This window comes from Actinosynnema sp. NPDC004786 (assembly GCF_053601135.1).
Genome location: NZ_JBSGBG010000046.1, coordinates 1 through 26,182, shown reverse-complemented (window position 1 = coordinate 26,182; position 26,182 = coordinate 1). Strand labels below are relative to the sequence as shown.

The following is a 26,182-nucleotide window of genomic DNA, read 5'->3' as shown; positions in this document are numbered from 1 at the left end:
ACGGGGCGGCCGACCCCTCACCAGCCGTCCGCCGGGGGGATCGGCACCGCCTCGTGCAGCGGGTTGGGCAGCGTGTCGGTCTTCGGCACGGGCGGGCGGGCGGCCAGGTCGCGGTAGCCCAGGGTGATCCGGTAGCCGTTGAGCGGGTAGCGGAGGAACTCCGGGCCCGTCAGCGAGCCCTCGTCCATCCGGTCCGCGAGGGCGGGGAAGCGGGCGCGGTAGGCGTCGACCTCGCCGCGCACCATGCCCCAGAAGCGGTCGCCGGGCAGCGGCAGCAGGGCGGACAGCGGGCGGAACACGCCGACCAGCAGGGCGTCCACGACGTACTGGCGCAGCACCGGCCACGGCTTGCGCGGCAGCACGGGGTCGTGCGCGTCCGGCTCCGGGCCCCGCGCCGGCACCCGCTCCACGGACACGTTCACGTCGTCCACCAGGTCGAGCAGGGCGACCCGGACCGGCACGTGGTCCGCGTCGGTGATCACCACGACGTTCTCGCCGTGCGGGTTGAACGTGATCCCGTACGTGTAGAGCACGTGCAGCAACGGCCGGAACAACGCGCGCAGCAGCGCGGCGAACCACACCTCCGGGTCCGTCGCCCCGACGTACTCCAGCACCAGCGGCCGGCCCGCGCGGTCCACGTGCAGCAGGGCGGCCAACGACCAGGCCCGCTCGCCCGGACGCAGCGCCACGGGCTCGCGCCAGATGCACCCCATGGTCTCCAGCCACTGGTACGGCACGTCGCCCGCCCGCGAGAGCTGCGGGTGCCGGACGGTCACCGAGGCGACCTCGCCCAGCAGGTCCGTGCCCCACCCCGCGATCAGCCCGTCCGCCTGCCACAACCCGCGCAGCCACTGCGTGACCACCGGCGCGGCGAGCGTGCAGTGCGGCGGGATGCCCCGGTACACCGAGGTGTTGAGCACCCGCAGCGGCAGCTTCACCTGGTACCGCTCGGGCGAGTCCACGGGGCACAGGGTGCGGATCGCCTGGGTGGGCAGGTAGCGGTCCGGCGCCTCGCCCAGCTCCACGATCCGGCCGGTGGCCAGCTCCGGCGCCCACAGCGTCCGCACCACGTGGTCAAGCTGCCACGGGTGCACGGGCAACCACACGTAGGTCTCCGGGTCCACCCCGGCCTCCCGCAACGCGCCGGTGAACCGCCCGACCGTCGCCGGGTCCAGCTCGTGCGCCCGCACACCCTCCTCCGACAGGTCGGACGTGCCGCGGAACTCGGCCAGCCCCCGGTGCACGGCCAGCCACGGCAGCCGCACGGGCGTGCGCGCCTCGGGGCTGTGCCGGGCCAGGTCGTCCGCCGAGAACCCGACCCGGCCCTTGTTCGCGATCAGCCACGGGTGCCCGGTCAGGTGCCCGTCCAGCTCCGCCCGCGGCAACGCCGCCAGCTCCGCCGAGGGCCGCGCGGTCGAGGCCAGCGCCACGTCCGCGGCCAGGGTCGAGGTCACCTCGGCCAGGAACCCGGCGGTCGTGGCCGGGTCCACCCGCAGGAACCGGAACGCGTCCACCACGAACCGCTGCACGTCGTCGCACGGCTCCACCACGTCGTCCCCGAGGATCCCGGCCGCCGCCCGGCGCACCGACCCCGGCCGCACCGCCCACCCGCCGAACGCCGTGCGCGTCGCGGAGAACGCGTAGACCGCGTCGTCGAACCGCAGCTCGTACCCGCCGTCGCCGGCGACCGGGGTGAGCAGCCCCTCGAAGCACAGCTCGCCGATGGCCTTGGCGAGCAACGCCGCCGAGCACTCGCGCCACAGGTCAGCCACCGTCGTCCCCCGGCGCGTCGAAGCTGGTGTACGCGGTGCGCTCGGGCAGCGGGTAGACCTCCCGGCCGGTCACGGTGTTCACGATGGTCGCGTTGCGCACCGCGCCGATGCCCAGGTCGGGCGCGGCCACGCCGTGGCTGTGCAGGTCGGCGTTGGCCACGAACACCCGCCCGGTGACGGACGGGTCCAGCTCGATCGAGTGGTCCAGCGCGACGACGTACCGGCCCCGCGGGTCCCGCCGCACGTGCGGCTCCAACGGCTCCAGGAACGGCGTCGGCGCCTGCTCGTACCCGGTCGCCGCCACCACCACGTCGGTGCGGTGCCGGAACTCCCGCCCGGTGTCGCGGTGCCGGCACGTCAGCACCACCTCGCCCGACGCGACCGACGACGACACGACCTCCACGCCCGGCCGCAGCTCGACCGGCGCCAGCCCGCGCTCCCACTCCCGCCGGTACAGCAGGTCGTGCAGCTCGTCCAGGGTCTCCGCGGAGATCGCCCGGTAGTGCCGCCAGTGCTCGGCGCGCACCGCGTCCCGCCGCTCCTGCGGCAGCGAGTGGAAGTGCCGCACGTACGACGGCGTGGTCATCTCCAGCACCAGCTTCGTGTAGTCCAGCGGCGCGAACACCGGCGTGCGGGTCAGCCACGCCACCGCCGGCCCGCCGTCGAGGTTGCGCCGCAACAGGTCCAGCACGACCTCCGCGCCCGACTGCCCCGACCCCACCACCGTCACCCGCCGCGCGGACGGCGTCCGGTGCAGGTAGTCGGCGCTGTGCACGAGCCGGTCGCCGAGCCCGGCCAGCGCCGGCGGCACCGACGGCGTGGTGCCCACGCCCAGCACCAGGTGCCGCGCGTCCACCGAGAAACCCGGGCCCGACACCTCGAACCGGTCGCCCGCCCACCGCACCGACGTCACGGTGTGCGAGAACCGCACCGGCAGCCGCGACGCCGCCCACCGCAGGTAGTCCTCGTACTCCCGGCGGGTCGGGTGGAACCTCTCCCGCACGTAGAACGGGTACAGCCGGCCCGCGTCGCGCAGGTAGGCCAGGAACGACAGCGGGTGCGTCGGGTCGACCAACGTCACCAGGTCGGCCAGGAAGCTGACCTGAAGCACCGCGTCCGGGAACATCATCCCGCTGTGCCAGCGCAGCTCCGGCCTCGACTCCAGCACCACCACGTCCAGGTCCGCCACGGTGGACGCGAGCGCCGCCAGCCCGAGGTTGAACGGACCGCACCCGACCGCCACCACGTCGACCGGTCCCCGGCCGGTCATCGCGTCCGGACCATCAGCACGGCCACCTTGTCCGGCAGCAGCACCTCGCCGACCGGCGCGAACCCGGCCGCCGTGAACGAGGCGATCGCCCGGCGGTTGCGCACGTCCGGCTCCAGCAGCACCCGCGTGCACCGCGGGTCGGCGTCGAACAGGGCCCGCGCCACCTCCGGCAGCACCTCGCGCACCAACCCCTGCCCGGTCATCGCCAGCTCGCCCACGGCGACGTGCAGCCCCAGGTCGTGCGGCCGGGCCGGGTAGACGCCCGCGACCACGTCCCGCGCCGCCCGGTACACCTCCAGGTAGATCACCGGGTCGCCGCCCCGGCTCACCAGCACCGGCAGCGAGTGCGTGCCCGCCCGCTGCGCGCGCAGCTCCTGCTCCCACCGGGCACGCGGCCACGCCTGGTGCCAGAACGCGGCCACGTGCGGCGCCTGCATCCAGCGGTGCACCAGGTCCAGGTCGGAGGTGTCCGGGTCGACCGCGCGGGCGTGCCAGCCGCCGGTCAGCACGGGCAGCGGCGGACCGGGCACCCCGGACAGGTCGTCGGTCGGCCGGTAGGCGTCGAGGTGGCTCACCGGGCGCACCGCGCCTCCCGCAACGGGTTGGGCGCGTCGAAGTACACCGACTGCGCGTCCACCGGCGCGAGCACCTCGTCGATGCCCGCGAGCCGGGTCAGCAGGTTCGCCTTGCACGGCAGCACGTCGGCCTCCAGCCACCGCCGGGCCAGCCGGTCGCCGTCCGGACCCGCCTCGGCCAGCGACGGCAGCGCCGCCTCCAGCCGCGACGCCAGCACGCCGAGCAGGTCCCGTTCGTCGGCCAGCCCCTCCACGCCGAGGCACCCGATCACCGCCAGCGCCTGGTTGCGCAGCAGGTAGTAGGTGAGCCGGTCGTCCACGACCGCGTCGTCCACCACGGCCAGCGTCGACTCCTCGACCCCCAGCCGCTCCAGCACCCGCGGCAGGTGCGACGCCGCCAGGTAGTAGCCCTGGTTGTCCCGGTAGCGCCCGCCGACGACCCGGCCCGCCGGGTCCAGCCGCACCAGCGTGTTCTGCTGGTGCGCCTCCAGCCCGATGCCGGTCTCCGCGTACAGCCGCAGCATCGGCACCAGCACCCGGTCGGTGTAGTCGGCCACCCACTCCGCCGCGTTCAGGCGCAGCACCAGCTCGCCCAGCAGCGACCGGCCGATGCCCGGCCGCGGCGCGACCATGCCGGCCAGGCACCGCGAGTCGCGCAGGTCCTCCGGGGACTCCCGCACGGCCACGTCCAGCCCCGTGACGTCGCCGCCCTCGTCCACCGCGAGCCACGACGGGTCGCGCACGACGCTGAACTCCGGGTGCGCCTTCTCCGTGCCCGCCGCGTAGCCCGACTCCAGCAGCCGGTGCACCTCCGGACCCCGGCGCAGCTCGGTGGCCGTGGACTCGCGCCGCGAGTTGGTGATCCGCAGGCCGAGCGAGAGCTTCAGCATCACCGGCGCGCCGGTCCGGTACACCGTGCGCAGGCTGGACGTCGGCGACCAGGCCGGGCCGAACTCGCCCAGCGGCTCCAGCAGCCCGCGCGAGACCAGCGACGCGATCCGGGGTCTGCCCAGCAGGTCGTGCGCCTGCCACGGGTGCGCGGGCACCAGCACCCGGCCGGGCTCCGGGGCGCGCCCGGCCAGCGTCGCCATCAGCGTGACCGCGTCCGGCCCGGCCGCCGAGTCGTGCGACACGACCTCCTCCGCCGCCGAGAACCAGAACAGCGGGAACGACCCGCGCAGCTCCGGCGCGTACCGGGCGTTGTCGGTGTCGGACAGGCCGTCGCGGCTCTTGGGCGCGGGGTGGTGCAGGTGGCCGAGCATCAACCGCTGCTCGCTGTCCAGGAACCGGTCCGCGGGCCCGATGGGCGCGCGCCGCCGGTGGTCCACGAACCCGGCCACCCGGCGCACCGACTCGGCCGTGCGCTCGACCAGGTCGGCGACGTCGCCGCCCAGCTCGGACGCCACCAGCGCGGCGGCCACCACGGGGTCGGCGGGCCGCCCCGCCAGCGTCACGGGCCCGAACCGGTGCCGCCCGGTGGGCGAGGCGTACCGCACCTCGGCCTCCAGCGGCAGCCCCAGCACGTCGACGCGCACCCGCTCGGCCACCGGCACGTTCCGCTCCCGCACCCAGCAGCGCAGCAACGCCTCCAGGTGCGCGTGCTCCGCGGTCGACCGGGCGTCGCCCTCCAGCGGATCCGGCTTCATGCGGCTCCCTCCAGCAGTCGTTCGGCGGCGGATCCGGCTTCGCGGACCAGGGCCAGCAGCGCCACCAGGTCCGCCTCCCGGGTGTTCGGGTTGAGCAGCGTGAGCTTCAGGCAGGTCGCCTTGTCCACCGCGGTGCGGCCGATCAACGCCGAGCCCGCCCGCAGCAGCGCCCGGCGCAGGCTCGCGTTCACCTGGTCGGCCAGCGCGGCGTCCGCGGGCCGGTAGCGGAACACCACCGTGGTCAGCGTGGCGCCGCCGACCAGCTCGAACGCCGGGTCGGCGGCGATCAGCGCGGCGGCGTGCCGGGCCAGCTCGTGGCACCGGTCCACCAGCGCGCCCAGCCCGGCCCGGCCCAGCGCGAGCAGCGTCGCGGCCACCTTCACCGCGTCGGGCCGGCGCGTGGTCTGCAACGACCGGCCGAGCGCGCCGTCGTAGCCCTCGGCCCGGTCGTCCTCCGGGTTGAGGTAGGCCACCGACCGCTCCAGCGGCGCGAACAACGACGCCGAGCGCACCAGCAGCACGCTCGCCGACGCCGGCTGCCAGCCGATCTTGTGCAGGTCCGCGGTCACCGAGTCGGCCAGCGCGAGCCCGTCCACCAGCCGCGCGAGCTTCGCCGAGAACACCGCGCCGAAGCCGTAGGCGGCGTCCACGTGCAGCCACGCGCCGTGCCGGCGGGCGACCGCGGCCAGCTCCGGCAGCGGGTCCACCGAGCCGAAGTCGGTGGTGCCCGCCGTCGCCACCACGGCCACCGGCGTCCCGCCCGCGCGCAGCACGGCGGCCAGCGCGTCCGGCCGCATCCGCCGCCGCGAGTCCACCGCCACGGTCCGCACCGCGCGCTCGCCGATGCCGAGCGCCGCGCACGCCCGCGCGACCGAGAAGTGCGCGAGTTCCGAGCAGAGAATCACCGGGTCGGGCAGCGCGGCCACCCCGTCGGACCGGACGTCGACGCCGAGCCGGGCCGCCGCCGCGTCCCGGGCCAGCAGCAGCGCGGTCAGGTTGGACAGCGTGCCGCCGGGGGTGAACACGCCGTCGGCGTCCGCGCCGAACCCGGCCAGCCGGGCCAGCGCCGCCACCACCCACCGCTCCACGGCCAGCGCGGCCGGTCCGGAGTCGTAGGTGTCCAGCGAGGCGTTGCCCGCGCCGGCCAGCGCGTCCGCCGTGACGGCCACGGCCAGCGGCGGCGGTTGCAGGTGGGCCGCGGCGTACGGGCTGGTCAGGTCGATGCCGCCGTCGGCGAGGACGGTCGTGACGCGGGCCAGCGCGGCCTCCGCGCCGAGGCCGTGCTCGGGCAGGTCGCCGAGCGCCCGGCGGACCCGCGCCAGCACGTCGGCGGGCCGGCCCGGCGGGATCGGTCGCCCGGAGGGACTGACGGCGAACACGGCACCTCCGACGATCGACTAAGGTTAGGCTTACCTCATCTACTCGGCCCGGTGTCAAGTCCTCCGTGACCGTCCGTGGTGTGACGATCACTCGCGTGCCCACGCTAGCCGCCGCGACCACGATCGAATCGACGGCCAAATGGGGGGTCTTGCCCGCCCGTCCCACCTGGTGGCACGCGGGCCGGGCGCGCCTGGCGCGATCTCGTGCGGACCCCCGCGCGGGGGCGCGGTAACCTTGGCCACCACGCTGGAGTGCCGCCAATCCGGGCACCCGCAATCCACCAGGAGGATCCGTGTCGCCAGGGCAGATCGCCGCGCTGGTCGCCGCCGGCGCGTTCGTGCTGCTTGTGCTCCTGCTGGCGATCCCGTTGATCAAGCTGGGCCGCACGCTGGACGAGGCCACGATCGCCATCCGCAAGGCGCACCAGAACAGCGACCCGATCTTCACCGGCGCGAACACGACGATCACGCACGTGAACACGCAGTTGGAGCGGGTGGACGGGATCACCGCGAACGCCCGCGCGGTCACCGGCAACGTCTCCGCGCTGACCTCGCTGTTCACCGCCACCCTGGGCGGGCCGCTGGTCAAGGCTGCTGCCCTGTCCTACGGCGTGAGCAAGGCCATCCGCGCCCGGCGGGCCGCCAAGGAACTGCCCAGCAGGCACACGCGGCGCAGGGGCAGGCGATGAAGCGGCTGTTCTGGTTCGGGCTCGGCATCGCCGCGGGCGTGTTCGCCACCCGCAAGGCGGGCCAGGCCGCGCACGCCGCCACCCCCGCCGGCATCGGCGAGAACGTCGGGCAGGGCCTGCGCGAGCTGGCCGGCGCCATCGGCTCCTTCGGCGCGGAGGTGCGCGCCGGAATGTCCGAGCGCGAACAGGAGTTGCAAGAGACCGTGGAACGTCAGACGGGCTTCACGCCGGGTCGGCGAGCGCGCAGGGCGAACGACGCCAGGTAGGCCGTTCGTTCGCCTCGCCGCGCCCTTGCCCGCCCGTCGGCCGCGCCGGCGGTGACTTCCACCCAGAAGGACAGACCCGTGCAGACCCACGAGATCATCAAGCGCTTCCGCGAGCACTTCGAGAACGCTGGCCACAAGTACGTGCCGAGCGCCTCGCTCCTGCTGGACGACCCGAACCTGCTGTTCGTCAACGCCGGCATGGTGCCGTTCAAGCCGTACTTCCTCGGCGAGGCCCCGCCGCCCGCCCCGCGCATGACCAGCATCCAGAAGTGCGTGCGCACGCCGGACATCGACGAGGTCGGCAAGACCACCCGGCACAACACGTTCTTCCAGATGGCCGGCAACTTCTCGTTCGGCGACTACTTCAAGGAAGACGCCATCCGGCTGGCCTGGGACCTGGTCACCAAGTCGACCGACGACGGCGGCTACGGCCTGGACCCCGACCGCATCTGGGTGACCGTCTACCTGGACGACGACGAGGCCGCCGACCTGTGGCAGAAGGTCGCCGGGCTGCCGCCCGAGCGCATCCAGCGCCGCGACATCGAGGACAACTACTGGTCGATGGGCGTGCCCGGCCCGTGCGGCCCGTGCTCGGAGATCTACTACGACCGCGGCCCCGCCTACGGCCGGGAGGGCGGCCCGGTCGTCGACGAGGACCGGTACCTGGAGATCTGGAACCTCGTCTTCATGCAGAACGTCCGCGGCGAGGGCGGCGCCAAGAAGGACTACCCGATCCTCGGCGAGCTGCCGGACAAGAACATCGACACCGGCATGGGCGTCGAGCGCGTCGCCATGCTGCTCCAGGACGTCGACAACGTCTACGAGACCGACCTCGTCCGCACCGTGATCACCAAGGCCGAGCAGCTCTCCGGCCGCCGGTACGGCGCGAACGAGACCGACGACGTGCGGTTCCGCGTCATCGCCGACCACGCCCGCTCGGGTGTGCTGCTGGTCGGTGACGGCGTGACGCCCGGCAACGAGGCCCGCGGCTACGTGCTGCGCCGCCTGCTGCGCCGCATCGTGCGCTCCGCCCGCCTGCTCGGCGTGACCGAGCCGGTGCTCGTCCGGTTCGCCGAGGTCGTGCGCGACGCCATGGGCCCGTCCTACCCCGAGCTGGTCTCCGGCTTCGCCCGGATCGAGCAGGTGCTCAAGGCCGAGGAGGACACGTTCCTGCGCACCCTGGACGCCGGGTCGCGGATCTTCGAGACGGCCGCCCAGCAGGTCAAGGCCGACGGCCGCGCCACCCTGCCCGGCGACAAGGCGTTCCAGCTGCACGACACCTACGGCTTCCCGCTCGACCTCACCCTGGAGATGGCCGCCGAGGCCGGCCTCACCGTGGACGAGGACGGGTTCCGCAAGCTGATGGCCGAGCAGCGCGCCCGCGCCAAGGCCGACGCCGCCGGCAAGAAGACCGGCCACGGCGACCAGACCGTGTACCGGGAGCTGCTGGAGCTGGGGGCCACCGAGTTCACCGGCTACACCGAGCTGGCCAGCGAGGCCACGCTGCGCGGCATCGTCAGCGGCGGCAAGCGGGTCAGGTCGGCCCGCGAGGGCGACATCGTGGAGGTCGTGCTCGACCGGACCCCGCTGTACGCCGAGTCCGGCGGCCAGGAGAGCGACGCCGGCACGATCGTCACCGCCAACGCCGAGCTGGAGGTCGTGGACGTCCAGAAGGTGGCCCGCAAGCTGTGGGTGCACCAGGTGCGCGTGGTCAGCGGCGAGGTCGTCGAGGGCGAGCAGGTCGAGGCCCGGGTGGACCCGGAGTGGCGCGTCGGCGCCCGCCAGGGCCACTCCGGCACGCACGTCGTGCACGCCGCCCTGCGCCAGGTGCTCGGCCCGTCGGCCCTGCAGAGCGGCTCGTACAACAAGCCGGGCTACCTGCGGCTGGACTTCGCCTGGACCGGCGGCCTGTCCGAGGAGACGCGCAGCGAGATCGAGGAGGTCTCCAACCTGGCCGTCCGCAAGGACCTGCCGGTGCGCGTGGTCTACACCGACATGGGCGGCGCCCAGGAGATGGGCGCGGTCGCCCTGTTCGGCGAGACCTACGACGAGACCGTGCGCGTGGTCGAGATCGGCGGCCCGTGGTCGCGGGAGCTGTGCGGTGGCACGCACGTCGAGCACTCGTCCCAGATCGGCCCCATCACGGTGATCGGCGAGTCGTCCGTGGGCTCCGGCGTGCGCCGGCTCGAGGCCTACGTCGGCATCGAGGCCTTCAAGTACCTGGCCCAGGAGCGGGCCCTGGTGCAGAACGTCGCCACCCTGCTCAAGGTGCCGGACGCCGAGGTGCCCGCCCGGGTCGAGGCCCTGGTCGAGCGGCTGCGGGCGGCCGAGAAGGAGCTGGAGAAGGTCAAGGCCGCGCAGCTCGTGGCCAACGCCGGTTCGCTGGCCGAGCAGGCCCTGGACGTGCGCGGGGTGGCCCTGGTGGCGCTGCGGCTGCCGGAGGGCACGTCGGGCGCCGACGTGCGGACCATCGCGGGCGAGGTGCGCAACCGGCTCGGCGACCGGCCGGGCGTGGTCGGGCTGTTCGCCCCGGACGGCGACAAGGTCAGCTTCGTGGTGGCCACCACGGCCGCCGCCCGCGACCTCGGCCTGGCCGCCGGCAAGCTGGTGCCCGCCTTCGCCCCGGCCGTGGGCGGTCGCGGCGGCGGCAAGCCGGACCTCGCCCAGGGCGGCGGCACGAACCCGGCCGGCATCGAGGACGCCGTCACCACCCTGCGCGCCGAGGTGGACCGCGCCCTTGAGCAGCGCTGACCGACCCGGCGTCGACGACCCCGGCCTCGGCCGGAGGCTGGGCGTCGACGTCGGCGCGGTGCGCGTGGGCGTGGCGTTGAGCGATCCGGGCGCGGTCCTCGCCACGCCGCTCGTTACCCTGGCACGCGACGTGAAGACCGACCGGGACCTCGCGGACCTGGTCGGTCTGGTCGCGGAGCACGACGTCGTCGAGGTCGTGGTCGGCCTGCCGCGCACGCTGGCGGGCCGGCACGGGCCGGCGGCGGAGACGGCCGCGGCGTACGCTGCGGCGTTGGCCGAGCGCGTCGCACCCGTGCCGGTGCGGCTCACCGACGAGCGGCTGACCACCGTCACGGCGAGCCGGGTGCTCGCCGAGCGGGGGGTGCGAGGCAAGAAGCAACGCGCCGTCGTCGACCAGGCTGCCGCGGTCGAGATCCTGCAGTCGTGGCTGGACGCGCGGGCGCGACAAGTGGCCCGATCCGCTGCGGAGCGGGCCCCCGGAGCTAAGGACGGCTCGTGAACGACGACCTCGGGTTGTTCACCGATCCCGACACGCGCCACGACGAGCGGGCGGCGCGTGGCAAGGCCGACGCCGCGGCCCGCCGGGCCAAGCGCAGGCGGAAGCGGACGATCCTGTGGGTCGTCGTGGCCCTGGTGCTGACCGGCGGCGGCGTCGGCGCGTACTACGGGTACCGCACGCTGAGCGGCATCGGCTCGTACGACGACTTCGCGGGCGCGGGCGAGGCGGACGTGGTGGTCGAGGTCAAGGACGGCGACCTGGTCACCACCATCGCGACCACGCTCAAGGAGCAGGGCGTGGTGGCCAGCGCGCGGGCGTTCACCGAGGCGGGCGCGGAGGACGCGCGGGTCACCGCGATCCAGCCCGGGTTCTACCTGATGAAGACCAAGATGTCCGGCGCGGCCGCGGTGGCCCGGATGGTGGACCCGGCGGCGAAGGTCGTGCCGCTGGAGGTCAAGGGCGGCTTCGTGCTGCACGACATCACGGGCCTCGACGGCAAGATCACCAAGGGCATCCTGTCGCTGCTGTCCGACGCGTCGTGCGTCGAGCTGGACGGCGCGCGGCAGTGCGTGACGCCCGAGCAGCTGCGGGACGCGGCGGAGAACGCGGACCCGGCCGCCCTGGGCATCCCGGAGTGGGCGGCGCCCGACGTGGCGAACGCGCCGAAGGAGAACCGGATCGAGGGCCTCATCGTGCCGGGCCTGTACCACCTCAAGCCGGGCGCGAGCGCGGTCGAGCTGCTCAAGAGCGTGATCGCCACGTCCCTGGGCCGGTTGCAGGGCTACGGCATCCCCTCCGGCACGGGCAAGACGGGTTTCCGCCCGTACGAGGTGCTGGTCGTCGCCTCCCTCATCGAGAAGGAGGGCATCACCGACGACTTCGGCAAGATCTCGCGGGTGATCTACAGCCGGCTCGCGAAGCCGCAGCGCCTGGAGCTGGACTCCACCGTCAACTACAAGCTCGACCGGCCGATCCTGACCACCAGCGACGAGGACCGGGCCGCGTCCGGGCCGTACAACACCTACCAGGTGCAGGGCCTGCCGCCGACGCCGATCGGCTCGCCCGGCCGCGAGGCGGTCATGGCCGCGATCAGCCCCGAAGAGGGGCCGTGGATGTACTTCGTGAAGTGCCAGAAGGACGGCAAGTCGTGCTTCACGAACACCTACGACGAGCACCGGGCGGTGTCGGACAAGGCCCGTGCGGAAGGCGTCTTCTGACCGTGGCGCGCCGTGCGGCGGTCATCGGTTCGCCGGTGGCCCACTCGTTGTCCCCCGTGCTGCACAACGCCGCGTTCGCGGCGCTGGGGCTGTCGGACTGGTCGTACACCCGGGTCGAGTGCGTCGCCGACGAGGTGGCGGCGCTGGTCGGGGGCCTGGACCCGTCGTGGGCGGGCCTGTCGGTGACCATGCCGAACAAGCGGGCGGCGCTGGCGGTGGCCGGCGCGGCGACCCCGCGGGCCGTCCAGGTGGGCGCGGCCAACACGCTGGTGCCCGCGGACGGCGGGTGGCGGGCCGACAACACCGACGTGGACGGCGTGCTGGGCGCGTTGCGGGCGTCGTGCGGGTTCACGTCCGGCAGCCGCGCGGTGCTGCTGGGCGCGGGCGGCACGGCCACGGCGGCGCTGGTGGCGTTGGCGTCGGTCGGCGTCCGCGCGGTGTCCCTGGTGGTGCGGTCGGCGGGCCGGGCCGCCGAGGCGGAGTCGTGCGCGTCCCGCCTGGGGCTGGCGCTGGACGTGGTGACCTGGGACACCGCGGACTTCGCCGCGCTCGCCGACTCCTGCGACGTGCTGGTGAGCACGGTGCCGCCGGACGCGACGGAGCCGATCGCGCCGGCGCTGGCGGAGGCGCCGTGCGTCCTGGACGTGATCTACCACCCGTGGCCGACGCCGTTGGCGTCGGCGGTGCTGCGGCGGGGCCGCACCCCCGCGACGGGGCTCGACATGCTCCTGCACCAGGCGTTCGGCCAGGCCGAGCAGTTCACCGGCCTGCCCGCGCCGCGCGAGGCGATGCGCCGGGCGTTGCGCGCCGCGACGGGCGACATCCTGCCCCTGCCGTGCTAGCGGGGGCGGGCCACCGCGAGGTGTTGCACCGCATCGGCGCCGTGCCCGGCCCCGGTCTGCTCCTGCGCACGTGAACAGCCATCACCACTGCCCTCCTGTGATCGGTTCCGCGCCGTGCCCGGCCCGCGCCGCCGTCGGGCGCGGCACCCGGCCCGCACCCCCCGGGGCGGGCCGGCCGGCCGCCGTCGCCGCCCGTGTGGGCGCGCGTGCCGTGGCCGTGGTTCGATGCTAGGCAGGCGATCTTGTGGCTATCTTGTGGCGAATCGGGTGCGCCGGGCGGGGGCGTGATGGGGGTGTGGTTCCGGCTGCTCGGGCCGGTCGAAGCGCACGTGGGAGGTCGTCGGCTCGACCTCGGCCACGCGCGGCAGCGGCACGTCCTGGCCGCGCTGCTGGTGGACCTGAACCGGGCCGTGTCGCTGGACCGGCTCGTGGGCCGGCTGTGGGACGTGCCGCCGCGCACGGCCCGTGACTCGCTGTACAGCTACCTGTCCCGGTTGCGCGCGGTGCTGGCCGACGTGCCGGACGTGGACCTGGTCCGGCAGGGCGGCGGGTACGTGCTCCAGGCCGACGAGGACGCGGCCGACCTGCACCGGTTCCACCGGCTGGTCGAACGGGCCCGTGCGGCGGACGACGAGCGCGCGCTCGCGTTGTTCGACGAGGCCCTGGGGTTGTGGCGCGGTCCGGTGGCGGCCGGGATGGATGGCTCGTGGGTCGAGGGCGTGCGGGCGCGGGCGGACGAGGAGCGGCTGCGCGCCGAGCTGGACCGCAACGACGCGATGCTGCGCCGCGGCGAGCACTCGGCCGCGTTGGCGGGCATCACGGCGCAGGCCGCCGCGCGGCCCCTGGACGAGCGGCTGGCCGGCCAGCTGATGCTCGCCCTGTACCGGTCGGGCCGGCAGGGCGAGGCGCTCGACGCCTACCGCCGGGTCCAGCGGCAGCTCTCGGAGGAGCTGGGCGCCGACCCGAGCCCGCCGCTGCGGCGGCTGCACCAGAGGATCCTGACCTCCGACCCGGCGCTGGCCGCGCACGTCCCGGCGGGGCCGCCGGCCGCGGTCCGCCCTCCGGTGCCGCGGCAACTGCCGCCGCCACCGCCGCTGTTCACCGGTCGCGCCGCGGAGCTGGACCGGCTCGACCGGGCGGCGGCCGGGCGCGACCGGTCGACCGTGGTGGCGATCATCGGTCCCGGCGGCGTCGGCAAGACGTCGTTGGCGTTGCACTGGGCGCACCGCGCCGCGGACCGGTTCCCGGACGGTCAGCTCTACGCGAACCTGCGCGGTTTCACCCCGTCCGGCACCCCGTTGTCGCCCCACGCGGTGATCCGGGCGTTCCTCCAGGCGCTCGGGGTCGACCCGGACGCGATCCCGTGCGACGACGAGGCGCAGGTGGGGCTGTACCGGAGCCTGACCGCGGACCGGCGACTGCTGGTGCTGCTGGACAACGCTTACGACTCCGAGCAGGTGACCGACCTGGTGCCCGGCGGACCGGCGTGCACGGTGGTCGTGACCAGCCGCAGGCACCTGCCCGGCCTGGTCACCACCCACGGCGCGCGGCCGCTGCCGCTGGACGTGCTGCCGCCGCCGGAGGCGCGCGACCTGCTGGTGCGCCACATTGGCGCGGAGCGGGCCGACCGCGAGCGCGAGGCGGTGCGGGCGCTGGCCGAGCGGTCGGCCGGGCTGCCGCTGGCGATCAGCGTGCTGGGCGCGCGGGCCACCGTGCGGCCCGACCTGCCGCTCGGCGAGCTGGCCCGGGAACTCGACCTGGCGCCGCTGGACGCGTTCGAGGCCGGTGAGATCACGGCCAGCGTGCGCGCCGTGTTCGCGTCCTCTTACCGGTCGTTGCCGGACGGGGCCGCGCGGGCGTTCCGGCTGCTGTCGGCGGGCACCCCGGAGATCAGCGTGGAGGCGGCGGCCGCGCTGCTGGGCCGGTCCGTGCCGGTCGCGCGGGCCGAGCTGGCCGAGCTGTGCCAGGGGAACCTGCTGCACGAGCAGGAGGCGGACCGGTTCCGGATGCACGACCTCGTCCGGCTCTACGCCGAGGAACGGGCGCGGCACGACGAGCCGGCCGGGTCGGTGGTGTCCGCCGTGCGCCGGATGGTCGACTTCTACCTGCACACGACCGCGGCCGCGCAGGCGGTGCTGGACCCCGCCCGTCCGCTCGACGGCCTCGGGCCGCCGCCGTCGGACTGCGAGCCGCTGTCGTTCGACTCCGAGAAGGCGGCCCTGGCCTGGTGCGACGCGGAGCACTCGGCGGTGCTGGACGCCCAGCGGCTCGGCGCGCGGCAGGGCTGGGACCGCGAGGTGGGCGGGTTCGCCGAGGCGCTGCGGACCTACCAGCTGCTGCGCGTGCCGGACCCGGACGACAGCCGGGCCACCTGGGAGCTGGCGCTGGCGGCCGCCCGACGGCTCGGCGACCTCAAGCTCGACGCGAAGTGCCACCGGTTCCTCGGGCACATCGCCGCCCGGCACGACTACGGGCCGCGCGCGGTCGAGCACCTGCGCGAGGCCCTGCGGCTGCTGGAGGACCTGGGCGACGGGGTCGAGCAGGCGCGCACCCACCTCGCGTTCGCCTGGGTGCTGGAACGCCGCGGCGACGACGCCGAGGCGTTGGAGCACGCCCTGGCGGCGCTGCCGCTGTACCGCGACGGCGGGTTCGTGCCGGGCGAGGCGGACGCGTTGAACGCCATCGGCTGGTACCAGTCGCGGCTGGGTCGCCTCGACGAGGCCGCCGGGCACTGCGAGCGCGCGTTGGCGCTGTACCGGGAGCTGGACGACCGCAACGGCCAGGCGAACGCGTTGGAGAGCCTGGGGTTCATCGCGCAGGCCGCCGGCCGGCACGACCTCGCCCTGGAGCACTACCAGCGGGCGCTGAGCCTGTTCCAGGACCTGGGCAGCGACTACCAGGAGACCGACACGCTGGTCCGGATGGGGTCGCTGCACCTCGCCCGCGGCGCGCGGCGCGAGGCGCGGCGGGCGTGGGAGGCGGCGCTGGTCGCGTTGCGCAGGCAGCGGCGCTCGGTGGAGGCCGCGGAGGTCGAGCGGTCGTTGGACGAGCTGGGCTGACACCGACCCGGACACGCCGCCGGGCCCCGCCCGCACCTTGGGGTGCGGACGGGGCCCGGCGGTCGCGCTCGACCACTGCTGTTCGCAGTTGCCCGCGCCGTGGAGCGCGTGCGAGGGATCAGCCCTCGTCGAGGTCGGTGGCGATGATCTCCGCGAGCGCCTCCAGCGCGGCGTCCGCGCCCTCGCCGTCGGCGGCCAGGACGACCTCGTCGCCGTGCATCGCGCCGAGCGTCATCAGGCCGAGCACGCTCGCCGCCTCGACCGGTTGGCCGTCGTCCTTGCGGATGGTGACCTTGACCGGTTGCCCGGCCGCCGCCTTCGCCAGCAGCGCGGCAGGGCGTGCGTGCAGTCCGACCTTGCTCGCCACGGTGACCCGTCGCTCAGGCATGACCCGTCCTCTCGTTGCTCTCGGCTCGCCGTCAGGACGCGGTGGCGTCCGACCGGCCTTCCCCGTCGCGCTTCGCGGCCCGGTCCCGCTTGCCGTTGCCGTCCACCACGCTCTGGTCGGCCTCCGGGTCCTCGTCCGCGTCGCGGCCGGGCGTCTTCAGGTTCCACTTCGTGATCACGAAGCGGAACAGGAAGTAGTAGACGGCCGCGTAGATCACGCCCAGCACCAGGATCAGCAGCGGCTTGGTCGCGATGTTGAAGTTGAGCAGGTAGTCGATGACACCGGCGGAGAACCCGAACCCGTCGTGGATGCCCAGCGCGTTGCTGATGGCCAGCGACGTGCCGGTCAGGACCGCGTGGATCACGTACAGCGGCCACGCCACGAACATGAACGCGAACTCCAGCGGCTCGGTCACGCCCGTGATGAACGCGGTCAGCGCCGCCGAGCCCATGATGCCGGCGATGATCTTGCGCTGCCCCGGCCGGGCGGTGTGCACGATGGCCAGCGCCGCCGCCGGGAGGGCGAACATGAAGATCGGGAAGAAGCCGGTCTGGAACGTGCCGGCGGTCGGGTCGCCCGCGAGGAAGCGCGGGATGTCGCCGGTCTTGCCCTCGAACTCGCCGAACTGGAACCACAGCACGTTGTTGACGATGTGGTGCAGGCCGAGCGGGATCAGCAGCCGGTTCACCACGCCGTAGATGCCCGCGCCGAGGATCGTGCTGCCGGTGATGGCCTCGCCGACGTTGTTCAGGCCCGCGGCGAAGACCGGGTACACCAGGCCCATCAGCACGCCGACGATCGTGATGACGCCCGCCACCAGGATCGGCACGAACCGCCGCCCGCCGAAGAACGCCAGGTACGGGGGCAGCTTGATGCGGTGGTACCGCTGCCACAGCACCGCCGTGATGAGGCCCACCACGATGCCGCCGAGCACCCGGTAGTCGATCAGGTTGGCCTTGGCCGCCGGGTCCTCCGGCTGGTCCAGGACCAGCGGCGACATCGCCTTGAACACGCCCTGCAGCACGACGTAGCCGACGACCGCGGCCAGCCCCGTGGAACCGTCGCCGCGGCGGGCGAAGCCGACCGCGATGCCCACCGCGAACAGCAGCGGCAGGTTGGCGAACAGCGCGTCACCCGCGTTGCCGATGACCGCGGCGACCTTGTTCCAGCCCAGGCCCTCCTCGCCCAGCATGTCGGGTTGGCCGAGTCGCAGCAGAAGGGCGGCGGCCGGCAGCACGGCGATCGGCAGCATGAGGCTGCGACCGAAGCGCTGGAGCCCGGCCAGGCCCTTGATCTCACGACCGCCGGTCGCCTGTGGGGCGCTGGCGCTCATGGGGTACCTCCCTTGGCGGAGTGGTGCGGTCCGGATCCCGGGTCGGTCCGGTCCAGTTGCATGGTCACCTGGTAGAGATCGCCCCGGTACCAGGAGGTCATGTCCTCGACGGGCCTGCCTTGTGAGCTGGAGACCCGGCGGAAGACGAGCAGCGAGCCGCCGGGCCGGATGCCCAGCAGCTTCGCCGTGGCGGGGTCCGCGCCCTCGGCCCACACGGTCTGGCGCGCGTGGTCGAGCTGGACCCCGTAGGTGTCGGCGATGAGCGTGTACAGCGAGGTGTCGAGGTCGTGCCGTTCGAGCCCGGGTACGACCCGCGGGCTGTACCAGCCCCGTTCGACGGCCAGCGGCACGCCGTCGGCCAGGCGCAGCCGGACGAGCCGGCACGCGGGTTCGCCGGGCGGCAGGCCCAGCGCGGCGGCGGCCTCCGGCGGTGGCGCCTGCACGGCGCGGGTCAGCACCTCGGTGGCGGGCGTCAGGCCGCGGCGGCGCATGTCGTCGGTGAACGACTCCAGGTAGAGCTGCACGTCCATGCGCCGGCGGGCGGTGAACGTGCCGCGGCCCTTGGCCCTGGTGAGGAGCCCTTCGGTGACGAGCTGCCCGACGGCCGCGCGGACCGTGATGCGCGACACCCCGTACCGCTGGGCGAGGTCGCGCTCGGACGGGATCGGCGAGCCGGGGGGCAGCTCCTGCTCGGCCATGCGCCGCAGGATGTCGCGGAGCTGGGCGTGCTTCGGCTTCGGCCCCTCGACGATCTCGTCGCGGTTCATGACACCTCCCCGGCACTCGCACGTCCACACCGGGATTGGTACTTTCCGGTCTAGACCAGTTGGTGCGGGGAGGATGCTCCGCGCGCCAACCGGGTGTCAACCGCCGTTACGGGACCGTGCCCGAGCGGTGGCACCCTCGGGCCAGGTGTCGAGAGAGGACTTGAAGTGGCGGACGACAAGGCGGAGCGGATCCTCGCCGCGCTCGGCGGTGCGGACAACATCGTGGAGATCGAGCCGTGCATCACGCGCCTGCGCTGTGAGCTGGAAGACGGTTCCCTGGTGGACGAGAAGGCGTTGAAGGGGCTGGGCGCGCACGGCGTGATGCGGTCGGGCAACGTGGTGCAGGTGGTCGTGGGGCCCGAGGCCGACACGATCGCCAGCGACATCGAGGACCTGCTGTGACGCTGCGCGTGGCGAGCCCGGTGAGCGGCCGCGTGGTGCCGCTGACCGACGTGCCGGACCCGGTGTTCGCGCAGGCCATGGTGGGTCCGGGCGTCGCGGTCGAACCGGACCGCGGGCGGGCGGACGTGGTGTCGCCGGTGGACGGGACCGTGGTCACCCTGCACCCGCACGCGTTCGTCGTGGCCACGGCGGACGGTGCGGCGGTGTTGGTCCACCTCGGGATCGACACGGTGAAGCGCAAGGGCGAGGGGTTCACGCTGCACGTGGTCAAGGGGGAGGAGGTGCGGGCGGGTCAGCCCGTGGTGACGTGGGACCCGGCGGAGGTCGAGGCGGCGGGGTTCGCGCCGATCTGCCCGGTGATCGCGCTGGACGCCACGCCGGAGGTGCTGCTGGACGAGGCGGCCGGCCCGGTCGCCTCGGGTGACGCGCTGTTCTCCTGGCGACGGTGACGGGTCGGGCTGACGCCGCTTCGCCGGCGTCAGCCCCTCACCGCCCCCCGGCACTCCCCGCCCACCACCTCCGGCCGTGCGGTCCGTCCCACTTCCGGTCGCGCGGTTCCCCGCTCCGTCTCCGGTCGCGCGGTACCCCGCCCTTGCGCCCGGCCGGTCCACCTCCGCACCCGCCTCCGGCCCGTCGATCGCCACGCCGCGATCCGCCCGCCGTCGCCGTCTGCGAGTCGCTTTCCCGCCTCGGGCCGTCGACCGCCGGACCCGGAGCCGCCCACCTCCGTCACCCGCCCGGTCGATCTCCCCTCGGCGATCCCGGGTGAATGGTCCATTCACCCGCACAAGTCGTTGCGCCCCAACGCTTTTCGCCCGACGCTGGTCCCATGGTCATCTCCGGTTTCCTCGCCGGCGCCCTGGGCGCCGGGTTGCTCCGCCGCCTCCCCCGCGGCGCGGACGTGCACTGGTTCCGGTGCGCCGCGCCGACCGCCGCCCTGTGGTTCGTCGCCTGGGCGCTGGCCCCACCCGCGTGGCTGCCCGTGCCGCTGCTCCTGGCCTGGCTGGGCGTGCTGCTGACGGCGACCGACCTGCGCCACCACCGCCTGCCCGACGCGCTCACCCTGCCCGCGTACCCGGCGATCGGCCTCGCCCTGTGGCTGTGCGGCGCCGACCCGGGGCGCGCACTGGCCGGTTGCCTGCTCTTCGGCGGCTTCCACCTGCTGATCCACCTGCTCGCCCCGTCCTCGATGGGCGGGGGAGACGTGAAGCTCGCCGGGTCGCTGGGCGCGGTCCTGGCCGCCGTGTCGTGGCAGGCGTTACCCGTCGCCGCGGTCCTGGCGAGCGTGATCACGCTCCTGCTGGCCCTCCGCCGTCCGGGCCGCACCGTCCCGCACGGACCGGGCCTGCTCGCCGCGACCTGGCTGATGTCGCTCCGTCCGGGTTGACCGGATCACCGGGTGAGCGACCGCCGGGCCAACTCCACCCACCGCAGCCGGACGTCCTCCGGCACCTCGACACCCGGCGAGGTGGCCAACAGGAGCGAGATGTCGTCCACCGTCACGTCCTCCCGCAACGCGTGGTCGGCGTGGGCGGCGGCCACCAGGTCGGCCAGCGACCGCACCGCCCGCTCCTGGACGGGCCGCAACACCCCGCCGTCCACCTCCGCCACGGCGTCGCGCAGCACCCGCTCCTGCCCCAGGGTCACCACGACCCGGTGCAGCAGCCCGACGATCTCCGCCACGGCGGTGCTCTGCCCGGCCCGCACCCTGCCCGACGCCGAGTCCAGGGCTCCGGCGATGGTCGCCGCCAGGTCGGCCACGATCGCGCCGACCAGGTCCTGCTTGGTGGGGAAGTGCCGGTACAGCGTGCCGACCGCGACCCCGGCCGCGGTCGCGATACGGTCCATGCCCACGTCCGGGCCGTGCGCCGCGATGAGCGTCCGCGCGGCGTCCAGGATCGCCGCCCGGTTGCGCGTCGCGTCCGCGCGCTGCCTGCCCCGTCCGGTCACGACGGACCCGCCTTCCCGACGCTGAAAATGAATGATCGGTGCACCGTACAACCCGGCCGGGCGATTCGCCGGACGAGTTCCCTTCGGAGGTCGAATAACCCGTAAATCGTCACTCACTCCACACGGCGACGGTCAACGTCACGCGTGACGCCGGCAGTTGTCCGCCGCGGTGGTCGAGCGATTCGAATTCGGCCGCCGAGATCCGACCTCCCGAGGTGCGGAGGCAGAATCACCCGCGCTCGTCGGAAATCGCGTTCACATCCTGGAGGGCGTTTGCGCCGAGTCGACCGGCGCATTCGCGGCGGCTCCTTTTCCCGATCGGCCGACAACGCCGCGCCACCGGTGGCGTAGAGGTCGAAAATGCCGTTGTCGATGGGCGACAGGTCGCCGGCGCCGGAGTCCTCCGTCCAGTCCGGACCGTCGTCCTCGACGCGGTCGAGGTCCGGGAACCGGTCGTTGCGCGTCGCCACCTCGACCGTGAGCCGGTCGGTGCCCGGCGATGGTGCGCTCGCGGTGCCCGAAGTCGGCCGCGGTCGGAGGGTGGGTGCCTCCGACCGCGCCGACCCGGCGACGGCCATTCCCGACCCGCTGTGGTCGAACCCGACCACAGCGGCCGGCGACGGCGTGATCGCCGGCGCGGCGACCGCGAGTCCGAAGGAGGGGTGACGCGTGCCCGGACCGGCCGTTCCCGCTTGGTCAACGCCCGCAGGCCGCACATTGATCGTCACCGGACCGGTGCGCCCGGCCCGGACAACGGCACCGGTGACGTCCGACAGGCTATTGCGGACACCGCTGTTGTGCGCCTGCCCGGGTAACGGGACCTCGTCACTCATGGCGCGACGATACAGCGCCGCCGGGCGGTGGGGACGGTGTCCTGAGATTTTGTCCCGGAGGCATGGCGGGATCCGGTTCCCGGTGTACGCGCGCCAAACCGACCGACTCCACCCCAACGACCCTCGCATTCGATCGCGGACCACGCAGGTGAACAAGCCGCGATCGGAGCGCCACCGGCATTCGTTCCTGAACCGCCGTGACGCCGCCTCGCTCACGGCGAGCCGCGCGATACGCCCGCCGCTCACGGCGAGCCGCGCGGTAAGCCCGCCGTTCGCGGTGAGCCGCGCGGTGAGCCCGCCGTTCGCGGCGGACCGCGCGGCAAGCCCGCCGCTCACGGCACGCGGGACAACCCCGCACCGAGCGAGGCGTCCGAACGGCTCACCGGCGTCACCCACCCCGGGTAGGGCGCGTCGCTCCGGGGCGGGACACGCCCACCCGGCCTCACCTGGGCCTCCGCCCCCGGTTCACACTGTGAAAGGATCGCCGCGTGCTGCGCTGGATCACCGCTGGGGAGTCCCATGGACCGGCCCTCGTCGCCGTGCTGGAAGGCATGGTCGCCGGGGTCGAGGTCACCACTGCCGACCTGACCGCTCAACTGGAGCGCCGCCGCCTCGGGTTCGGCCGGAGCCCCCGCATGGGGTTCGAGGCCGACGAGGTGGAGATCCTCGGCGGCGTCCGCCACGGGCTCACCCAGGGCGGCCCGATCGCGGTCCGGATCGGCAACACCGAGTGGCCCAAGTGGCAGAAGGTGATGTCCGCGGACCCGGTCGACCCGTCCGAGCTGAAGCCCACCGGCCGCAACGAGGCGCTGACCAGGCCGCGCCCCGGCCACGCCGACCTGCCCGGCATGCAGAAGTTCGGCTTCGACGAGGCCCGCCCCGTGCTCGAACGCGCCAGCGCCCGGGAGACCGCGGCCCGCACCGCGCTCGGCACGGTCGCCCGGCACTTCCTCAAGCAGGTCTTCGACGTGGACGTGGTCAGCCACGTCGTGTCCATCGGCAAGGCCAAGACCCCGGCCGACGCGCCCGTGCCCGGCCCGGACGACCTGGCGACCGTCGACGCGAGCCCGGTCCGGGCCTTCGACCCGCGCGGCACCGAGGCGATGGTGGCCGAGGTCGAGGCGGTCAAGGAGGCCGGTGACACGGTCGGCGGCGTGATCGAGGTCATCGCCTACGGCCTGCCGCCGGGCCTCGGCTCGCACGTCCACTGGGACCGCCGGCTCGACGCGCGGCTGGCCGGCGCGCTGATGGGCGTGCAGGCGATGAAGGGCGTGGAGATCGGCGACGGCTTCACCACCGCCGAGCGGTGGGGCAGCCAGGCGCACGACGAGATCGACCGCGGCTCGGGGCCGAAGGGCGTCACCCGGCGCTCCAACCGGGCGGGCGGGCTGGAGGGCGGCATCACCAACGGCGAGCCGCTGCGCGTGCGCGTCGCCATGAAGCCGATCTCGACCGTGCCGCGCGCCCTGTCGACCGTGGACGTCCGGACCGGGGAGCCCGCGGTCGCGATCCACCAGCGCTCGGACGTGTGCGCGGTGCCGCGCGCGGGCGTGGTGCTGGAGTCGGTGGTGGCGCTGGTGCTGGCCGAGGCGGCGCTGGAGAAGTTCGGCGGCGACTCGATCGCCGAGACCAAGCGCAACGTCGCGGCCTACCTGGAGGCGTTGGAAGCCCGCTGGGAGGGTCTGTGAGCCCGCGGTACGTCGTGCTCGGCCCGCCCGGGGCGGGCAAGACGACGGTCGGCACGCTGCTCGCCGAACGGCTCGGCGTCCCCTTCCGGGACACCGACGACGACGTGGTGGCCAAGGCGGGCAAGCCGATCTCCGACATCTTCACCGACGACGGCGAGCCCGCGTTCCGCGCGATGGAGGAGCAGGCCGTCGCCGACGCCCTGGCCACCCACGACGGCGTGCTGGCGCTGGGCGGCGGCGCGGTGCTCTCCGCGGCCACCCGGGGCCGCCTGGCCGGTCACCCCGTGGTCTTCCTCAACGTCGGCATGGCGGAGGGCGTGCGGCGAACCGGCATGTCCAGCGCACGGCCGCTGCTGGCCGGCGTGAACCCGCGCGCCACGTTCAAGGTCCTGCTGGACGCCCGGCTGCCGCTCTACCGGGAGGTGGCCACGATCGAGGTGACCACCGACGACCTCACCCCGGAGCAGGTGGTCGACGCGGTGCTCCGCCCGACGGAGCAGGCGCGGGGGACCTGACCGCCCGTGGACCTCACCGTGGCCCGCGTCCTGGCGCACCGCGCCGCGGTGCAGGGCCTGCACGGCGACGACCCCGGCGCGGTGCTGCCCCTGGGCGTGGTGGACAGCCCGCCCGGGACGGGCGCGGCGGCGCTGGGCGTGCGCGGCCGCCGGGAGGGCGCCGAGGACCTGGTCCGCGTGCTCAGCCTGCGCGGCGCGCCGCACCTGCACCGCCGCGCCGACCTGCCCGCGCTGCGCCGCCAGCTCCGACCGCGCACGCCCCGGCAACTGGCCGCGTGGTGCGGCGCGCACCCCGTGCCCGACCTCGCCCACCTCGACCTGGTCGTCGACCTCCTGCACCGCGAGTTCCCCGGCGAGACGGCCACCAAGGGCGAGCTGTCGGCGGCGATCAGCCCGCTGCTGCCCGCCGCCGTCACGCCGCACTGCCCGACCTGCGGCGTCGACCACGTCATCGAGAACGTGTTCCGCCTCGCCACCCTGCTCGCCGGCATCGAGCTGGAGCAGCACGGCAGGCAGCTCGTCTTCCGCCGCCCGACCGCCAGGCCCGACGTCGAGGACCCCGGCGAGCCGACCCTCCTGCGCGACTACGCGCGGCTCGTCGGGCCGTTCGCCAAGGCCGACGCGGAGAAGTGGCTCGGCGCGGGCCCGCAGGATTCCTGGCCGGACCTGCGCCCGGTCCGGGTCGACGGCAGGCGGCTGCTGGCGCACGAGGACGTGGCCGACGCGCCCGAGCCGCCCGCCGGGCTGCTGCTGTTCCCGCGCGACCCCTACCTGCTCGGCCCGCGCCACCTGGTCGCCGACCCCGACGTGGCCAAGCGGGTGTGGCGGCCCGTCGGCGGCCCCGGCGCGCTCGTGCTGCACGGTCGGGTGACGGGGGCGTGGCGGCACGAGTTCCGCGGCCGGATGGTGACGTTCCGGGTCACGGGCTGGTCGAAGGTGAGGGGCGAGGCGCGGCGCGCGATCGCCCGCCAGGCGGAGGTGCTCGCCGGGGTGTGGGGCGGCGCGGCGCTCGGGTCGGACGTGGTCGAATGGTGACCGGACGAGGGGAGTGGTGATGGGCGAGCCGGTGCGGATCCGCGTGGCCGCGGAACGACCGTACGACGTGGTGGTGGGCCGGGGCCTGCTGGGCGACCTGGTCGAGACCCTGAGGGGCACGGCCAAGGCGGCGATCGTCCACACGCCCACGCTGGCCGAGACCGCCGAGGCGGTCCGCGGCGAGCTGGAGGCGGCCGGGATCGACGCGCACCGCGTCGAGGTGCCCGACGCCGAGGACGGCAAGGACCTGCGGGTCGCCGGGTACTGCTGGGACGTGTTCGGCCGCATCGGCCTGGGCCGCACGGACGCGGTCGTCGGCCTCGGCGGCGGCGCGGTGACCGACCTGGCCGGGTTCGTCGCGTCCACCTGGATGCGCGGCGTCAAGCTGGTGCACGTGCCCACCACGCTGCTCGGCATGGTGGACGCCGCGGTCGGCGGCAAGACCGGCATCAACACCGACGCGGGCAAGAACCTGGTCGGCACGTTCTACGAGCCGACCGCCGTGCTGGTCGACCTGGCCACGCTGGAGACGCTGCCGCGCAACGAGCTGGTCGCGGGCATGGCCGAGGTGGTCAAGGGCGGTTTCATCGCCGACCCGGTCATCCTCGACCTGATCGAGGCCGACCCGGAGGCGGCGCTGGACCCGTCCGGCGACGTGATCGAGGAGCTGGTCCGGCGCAAGATCCAGGTCAAGGCCGACGTGGTCTCGACCGACCTGCGCGAGTCGGACCTGCGGGAGATCCTGAACTACGGCCACACCCTGGCCCACGCCATCGAACGCCGCGAGCGCTACCGCTGGCGGCACGGCGCGGCGGTCAGCGTGGGGCTGGTGTTCGCCGCCGAGCTGGCCCGCCTCGCCGGCCGGCTGGACGACGCGACCGCCGACCGCCACCGGACGATCCTGTCCTCGCTCGGCCTGCCGACGGGTTACGACCCGGACGCGCTCGGCCAGCTCCTGGAGGGCATGCGCACGGACAAGAAGACCCGGTCGGGCGTGCTGCGGTTCGTGGTGCTCGACGGGTTGGCCAAGCCGGGGCGGCTGGAGGGCCCGGATCCGGCGTTGATCGCGGCGGCGTACTCGGCGGTGGCGGCGGAGCCGAGGGCTGGTGGGAGCGTCTTGCTGTGAGTCGGGGCCGGATGTTGGGGACGGTGAGTTCAGCGCTCGGGTCCGGCTCGATTTGACATGGGGCCCTTACGGGTACCCCTGGGCAGGCCAAAGCCGGCAGGCCCAGCGGGGTAAAGCGTCCCGCCGGGCCTGCCGGCTTCGTCCAGCCTAAGTGATCAGTTCAAAATGAGCTGGCGTGTC

Annotated in this window: 24 protein-coding genes; 14 read left to right on the top strand and 10 right to left on the bottom strand. The window is 74.4% G+C overall.

Annotation, left to right across the window (positions count from 1 at the left end; translation table 11 throughout):
* Positions 1-17: 17 nt before the first annotated feature.
* Genes ACWEFJ_RS31485 through ACWEFJ_RS31465 form a run of 5 tightly spaced genes read right to left on the bottom strand, consistent with a single transcriptional unit; the run spans position 18 to position 6,642 of the window.
* A complete protein-coding gene (locus ACWEFJ_RS31485; protein WP_449715967.1) occupies positions 18-1,772 on the bottom strand; it encodes an IucA/IucC family protein in 1,755 nt (584 codons plus the stop codon).
* Positions 1,765-3,042: a lysine N(6)-hydroxylase/L-ornithine N(5)-oxygenase family protein gene (locus tag ACWEFJ_RS31480; protein WP_449715966.1), complete on the bottom strand. Its 1,278-nt coding sequence runs from the start codon at positions 3,040-3,042 to the stop codon at positions 1,765-1,767. Before ACWEFJ_RS31480 ends, ACWEFJ_RS31485 begins: the two co-directional genes overlap by 8 nt.
* Positions 3,039-3,617, bottom strand: a complete 579-nt coding sequence (locus ACWEFJ_RS31475; protein WP_449715965.1) for a GNAT family N-acetyltransferase — start codon at positions 3,615-3,617, stop codon at positions 3,039-3,041. The genes ACWEFJ_RS31480 and ACWEFJ_RS31475 overlap by 4 nt, the downstream gene beginning before the upstream one ends.
* Positions 3,614-5,263 carry an IucA/IucC family protein gene (locus ACWEFJ_RS31470; protein ID WP_378087626.1) on the bottom strand — a complete coding sequence of 550 codons (1,650 nt, stop codon included), beginning with the start codon at positions 5,261-5,263 and terminating at the stop codon, positions 3,614-3,616. The genes ACWEFJ_RS31475 and ACWEFJ_RS31470 overlap by 4 nt, the downstream gene beginning before the upstream one ends.
* Entirely contained in the window at positions 5,260-6,642 is a 1,383-nt protein-coding gene (locus ACWEFJ_RS31465; protein ID WP_449715964.1) for a pyridoxal phosphate-dependent decarboxylase family protein, read from the bottom strand. The genes ACWEFJ_RS31470 and ACWEFJ_RS31465 overlap by 4 nt, the downstream gene beginning before the upstream one ends.
* Positions 6,643-6,935: 293 nt before the next feature.
* On the opposite strand from ACWEFJ_RS31465, the gene ACWEFJ_RS31460 reads away from it, so the two are divergent.
* The 7 genes from ACWEFJ_RS31460 to ACWEFJ_RS31430 all read left to right on the top strand — a co-directional run bounded on the left by ACWEFJ_RS31460 (position 6,936) and on the right by ACWEFJ_RS31430 (position 15,965).
* Positions 6,936-7,331, top strand: a complete 396-nt coding sequence (locus tag ACWEFJ_RS31460) for a DUF948 domain-containing protein (RefSeq protein WP_378087622.1) — start codon at positions 6,936-6,938, stop codon at positions 7,329-7,331.
* Positions 7,328-7,597, top strand: coding sequence for a hypothetical protein (locus tag ACWEFJ_RS31455; RefSeq protein WP_378087620.1), 270 nt, complete (start codon positions 7,328-7,330; stop codon positions 7,595-7,597). Before ACWEFJ_RS31460 ends, ACWEFJ_RS31455 begins: the two co-directional genes overlap by 4 nt.
* A 78-nt stretch (positions 7,598-7,675) precedes the next feature.
* Complete coding sequence (gene alaS / locus ACWEFJ_RS31450; protein WP_449715963.1) at positions 7,676-10,348, top strand: alanine--tRNA ligase; 2,673 nt, start codon at positions 7,676-7,678, stop codon at positions 10,346-10,348.
* On the top strand, positions 10,335-10,847 hold the full coding sequence (gene ruvX / locus ACWEFJ_RS31445) for a Holliday junction resolvase RuvX (RefSeq protein WP_378087616.1): 513 nt from the start codon (positions 10,335-10,337) through the stop codon (positions 10,845-10,847). Before alaS ends, ruvX begins: the two co-directional genes overlap by 14 nt.
* On the top strand, positions 10,844-12,064 hold the full coding sequence (gene mltG, locus ACWEFJ_RS31440; RefSeq protein ID WP_378087614.1) for an endolytic transglycosylase MltG: 1,221 nt from the start codon (positions 10,844-10,846) through the stop codon (positions 12,062-12,064). The genes ruvX and mltG overlap by 4 nt, the downstream gene beginning before the upstream one ends.
* Positions 12,061-12,906, top strand: a complete 846-nt coding sequence (locus tag ACWEFJ_RS31435) for a shikimate dehydrogenase (RefSeq protein ID WP_449715989.1) — start codon at positions 12,061-12,063, stop codon at positions 12,904-12,906. Before mltG ends, ACWEFJ_RS31435 begins: the two co-directional genes overlap by 4 nt.
* A 287-nt stretch (positions 12,907-13,193) precedes the next feature.
* Positions 13,194-15,965, top strand: coding sequence for a BTAD domain-containing putative transcriptional regulator (locus ACWEFJ_RS31430; protein ID WP_449715962.1), 2,772 nt, complete (start codon positions 13,194-13,196; stop codon positions 15,963-15,965).
* A 118-nt stretch (positions 15,966-16,083) separates the two neighbouring features.
* Here the strand turns inward: ACWEFJ_RS31430 and ACWEFJ_RS31425 are convergent, their stop codons facing one another.
* Genes ACWEFJ_RS31425 through ACWEFJ_RS31415 form a run of 3 tightly spaced genes read right to left on the bottom strand, consistent with a single transcriptional unit; the run spans position 16,084 to position 18,453 of the window.
* On the bottom strand, positions 16,084-16,353 hold the full coding sequence (locus ACWEFJ_RS31425; protein ID WP_378087607.1) for an HPr family phosphocarrier protein: 270 nt from the start codon (positions 16,351-16,353) through the stop codon (positions 16,084-16,086).
* Between the two features lie 31 nt (positions 16,354-16,384).
* A complete protein-coding gene (locus ACWEFJ_RS31420; protein WP_378087605.1) occupies positions 16,385-17,686 on the bottom strand; it encodes a PTS transporter subunit EIIC in 1,302 nt (433 codons plus the stop codon).
* A complete protein-coding gene (locus tag ACWEFJ_RS31415; protein WP_449715961.1) occupies positions 17,683-18,453 on the bottom strand; it encodes a GntR family transcriptional regulator in 771 nt (256 codons plus the stop codon). The genes ACWEFJ_RS31420 and ACWEFJ_RS31415 overlap by 4 nt, the downstream gene beginning before the upstream one ends.
* Positions 18,454-18,618: 165 nt before the next feature.
* Between ACWEFJ_RS31415 and ACWEFJ_RS31410 the strand changes: the two genes are divergently transcribed.
* The 3 genes from ACWEFJ_RS31410 (at position 18,619) to ACWEFJ_RS31400 (ending at position 20,242) form a co-directional block, all read left to right on the top strand.
* Positions 18,619-18,855: a glucose PTS transporter subunit EIIB gene (locus ACWEFJ_RS31410; protein ID WP_053721653.1), complete on the top strand. Its 237-nt coding sequence runs from the start codon at positions 18,619-18,621 to the stop codon at positions 18,853-18,855.
* The gene (locus tag ACWEFJ_RS31405; RefSeq protein ID WP_378087601.1) at positions 18,852-19,304 is read left to right on the top strand and encodes a PTS sugar transporter subunit IIA; all 453 of its coding nucleotides are present in this window, start codon (positions 18,852-18,854) and stop codon (positions 19,302-19,304) included. The genes ACWEFJ_RS31410 and ACWEFJ_RS31405 overlap by 4 nt, the downstream gene beginning before the upstream one ends.
* Positions 19,305-19,684: 380 nt before the next feature.
* Entirely contained in the window at positions 19,685-20,242 is a 558-nt protein-coding gene (locus ACWEFJ_RS31400) for a prepilin peptidase (RefSeq protein WP_449715960.1), read from the top strand.
* A 5-nt stretch (positions 20,243-20,247) separates the two neighbouring features.
* On the opposite strand, the gene ACWEFJ_RS31395 is transcribed toward ACWEFJ_RS31400, so the two are convergent.
* Positions 20,248-20,805 (bottom strand): TetR/AcrR family transcriptional regulator, encoded by a 558-nt coding sequence (locus ACWEFJ_RS31395; protein ID WP_378087597.1) that lies wholly within the window; start codon positions 20,803-20,805, stop codon positions 20,248-20,250.
* A 113-nt stretch (positions 20,806-20,918) separates the two neighbouring features.
* The gene (locus ACWEFJ_RS31390) at positions 20,919-21,638 is read right to left on the bottom strand and encodes a hypothetical protein (protein WP_449715959.1); all 720 of its coding nucleotides are present in this window, start codon (positions 21,636-21,638) and stop codon (positions 20,919-20,921) included.
* A 488-nt stretch (positions 21,639-22,126) separates the two neighbouring features.
* Between ACWEFJ_RS31390 and aroC the strand changes: the two genes are divergently transcribed.
* Genes aroC through aroB form a run of 4 tightly spaced genes read left to right on the top strand, consistent with a single transcriptional unit; the run spans position 22,127 to position 26,002 of the window.
* Positions 22,127-23,326: a chorismate synthase gene (gene aroC, locus ACWEFJ_RS31385; protein ID WP_378087593.1), complete on the top strand. Its 1,200-nt coding sequence runs from the start codon at positions 22,127-22,129 to the stop codon at positions 23,324-23,326.
* A complete protein-coding gene (locus ACWEFJ_RS31380) occupies positions 23,323-23,841 on the top strand; it encodes a shikimate kinase (protein WP_449715958.1) in 519 nt (172 codons plus the stop codon). The genes aroC and ACWEFJ_RS31380 overlap by 4 nt, the downstream gene beginning before the upstream one ends.
* Positions 23,842-23,847: 6 nt before the next feature.
* On the top strand, positions 23,848-24,876 hold the full coding sequence (locus ACWEFJ_RS31375) for a DNA glycosylase AlkZ-like family protein (RefSeq protein WP_449715957.1): 1,029 nt from the start codon (positions 23,848-23,850) through the stop codon (positions 24,874-24,876).
* Between the two features lie 19 nt (positions 24,877-24,895).
* On the top strand, positions 24,896-26,002 hold the full coding sequence (gene aroB, locus ACWEFJ_RS31370) for a 3-dehydroquinate synthase (protein WP_378087587.1): 1,107 nt from the start codon (positions 24,896-24,898) through the stop codon (positions 26,000-26,002).
* Positions 26,003-26,182: the final 180 nt, after the last annotated feature.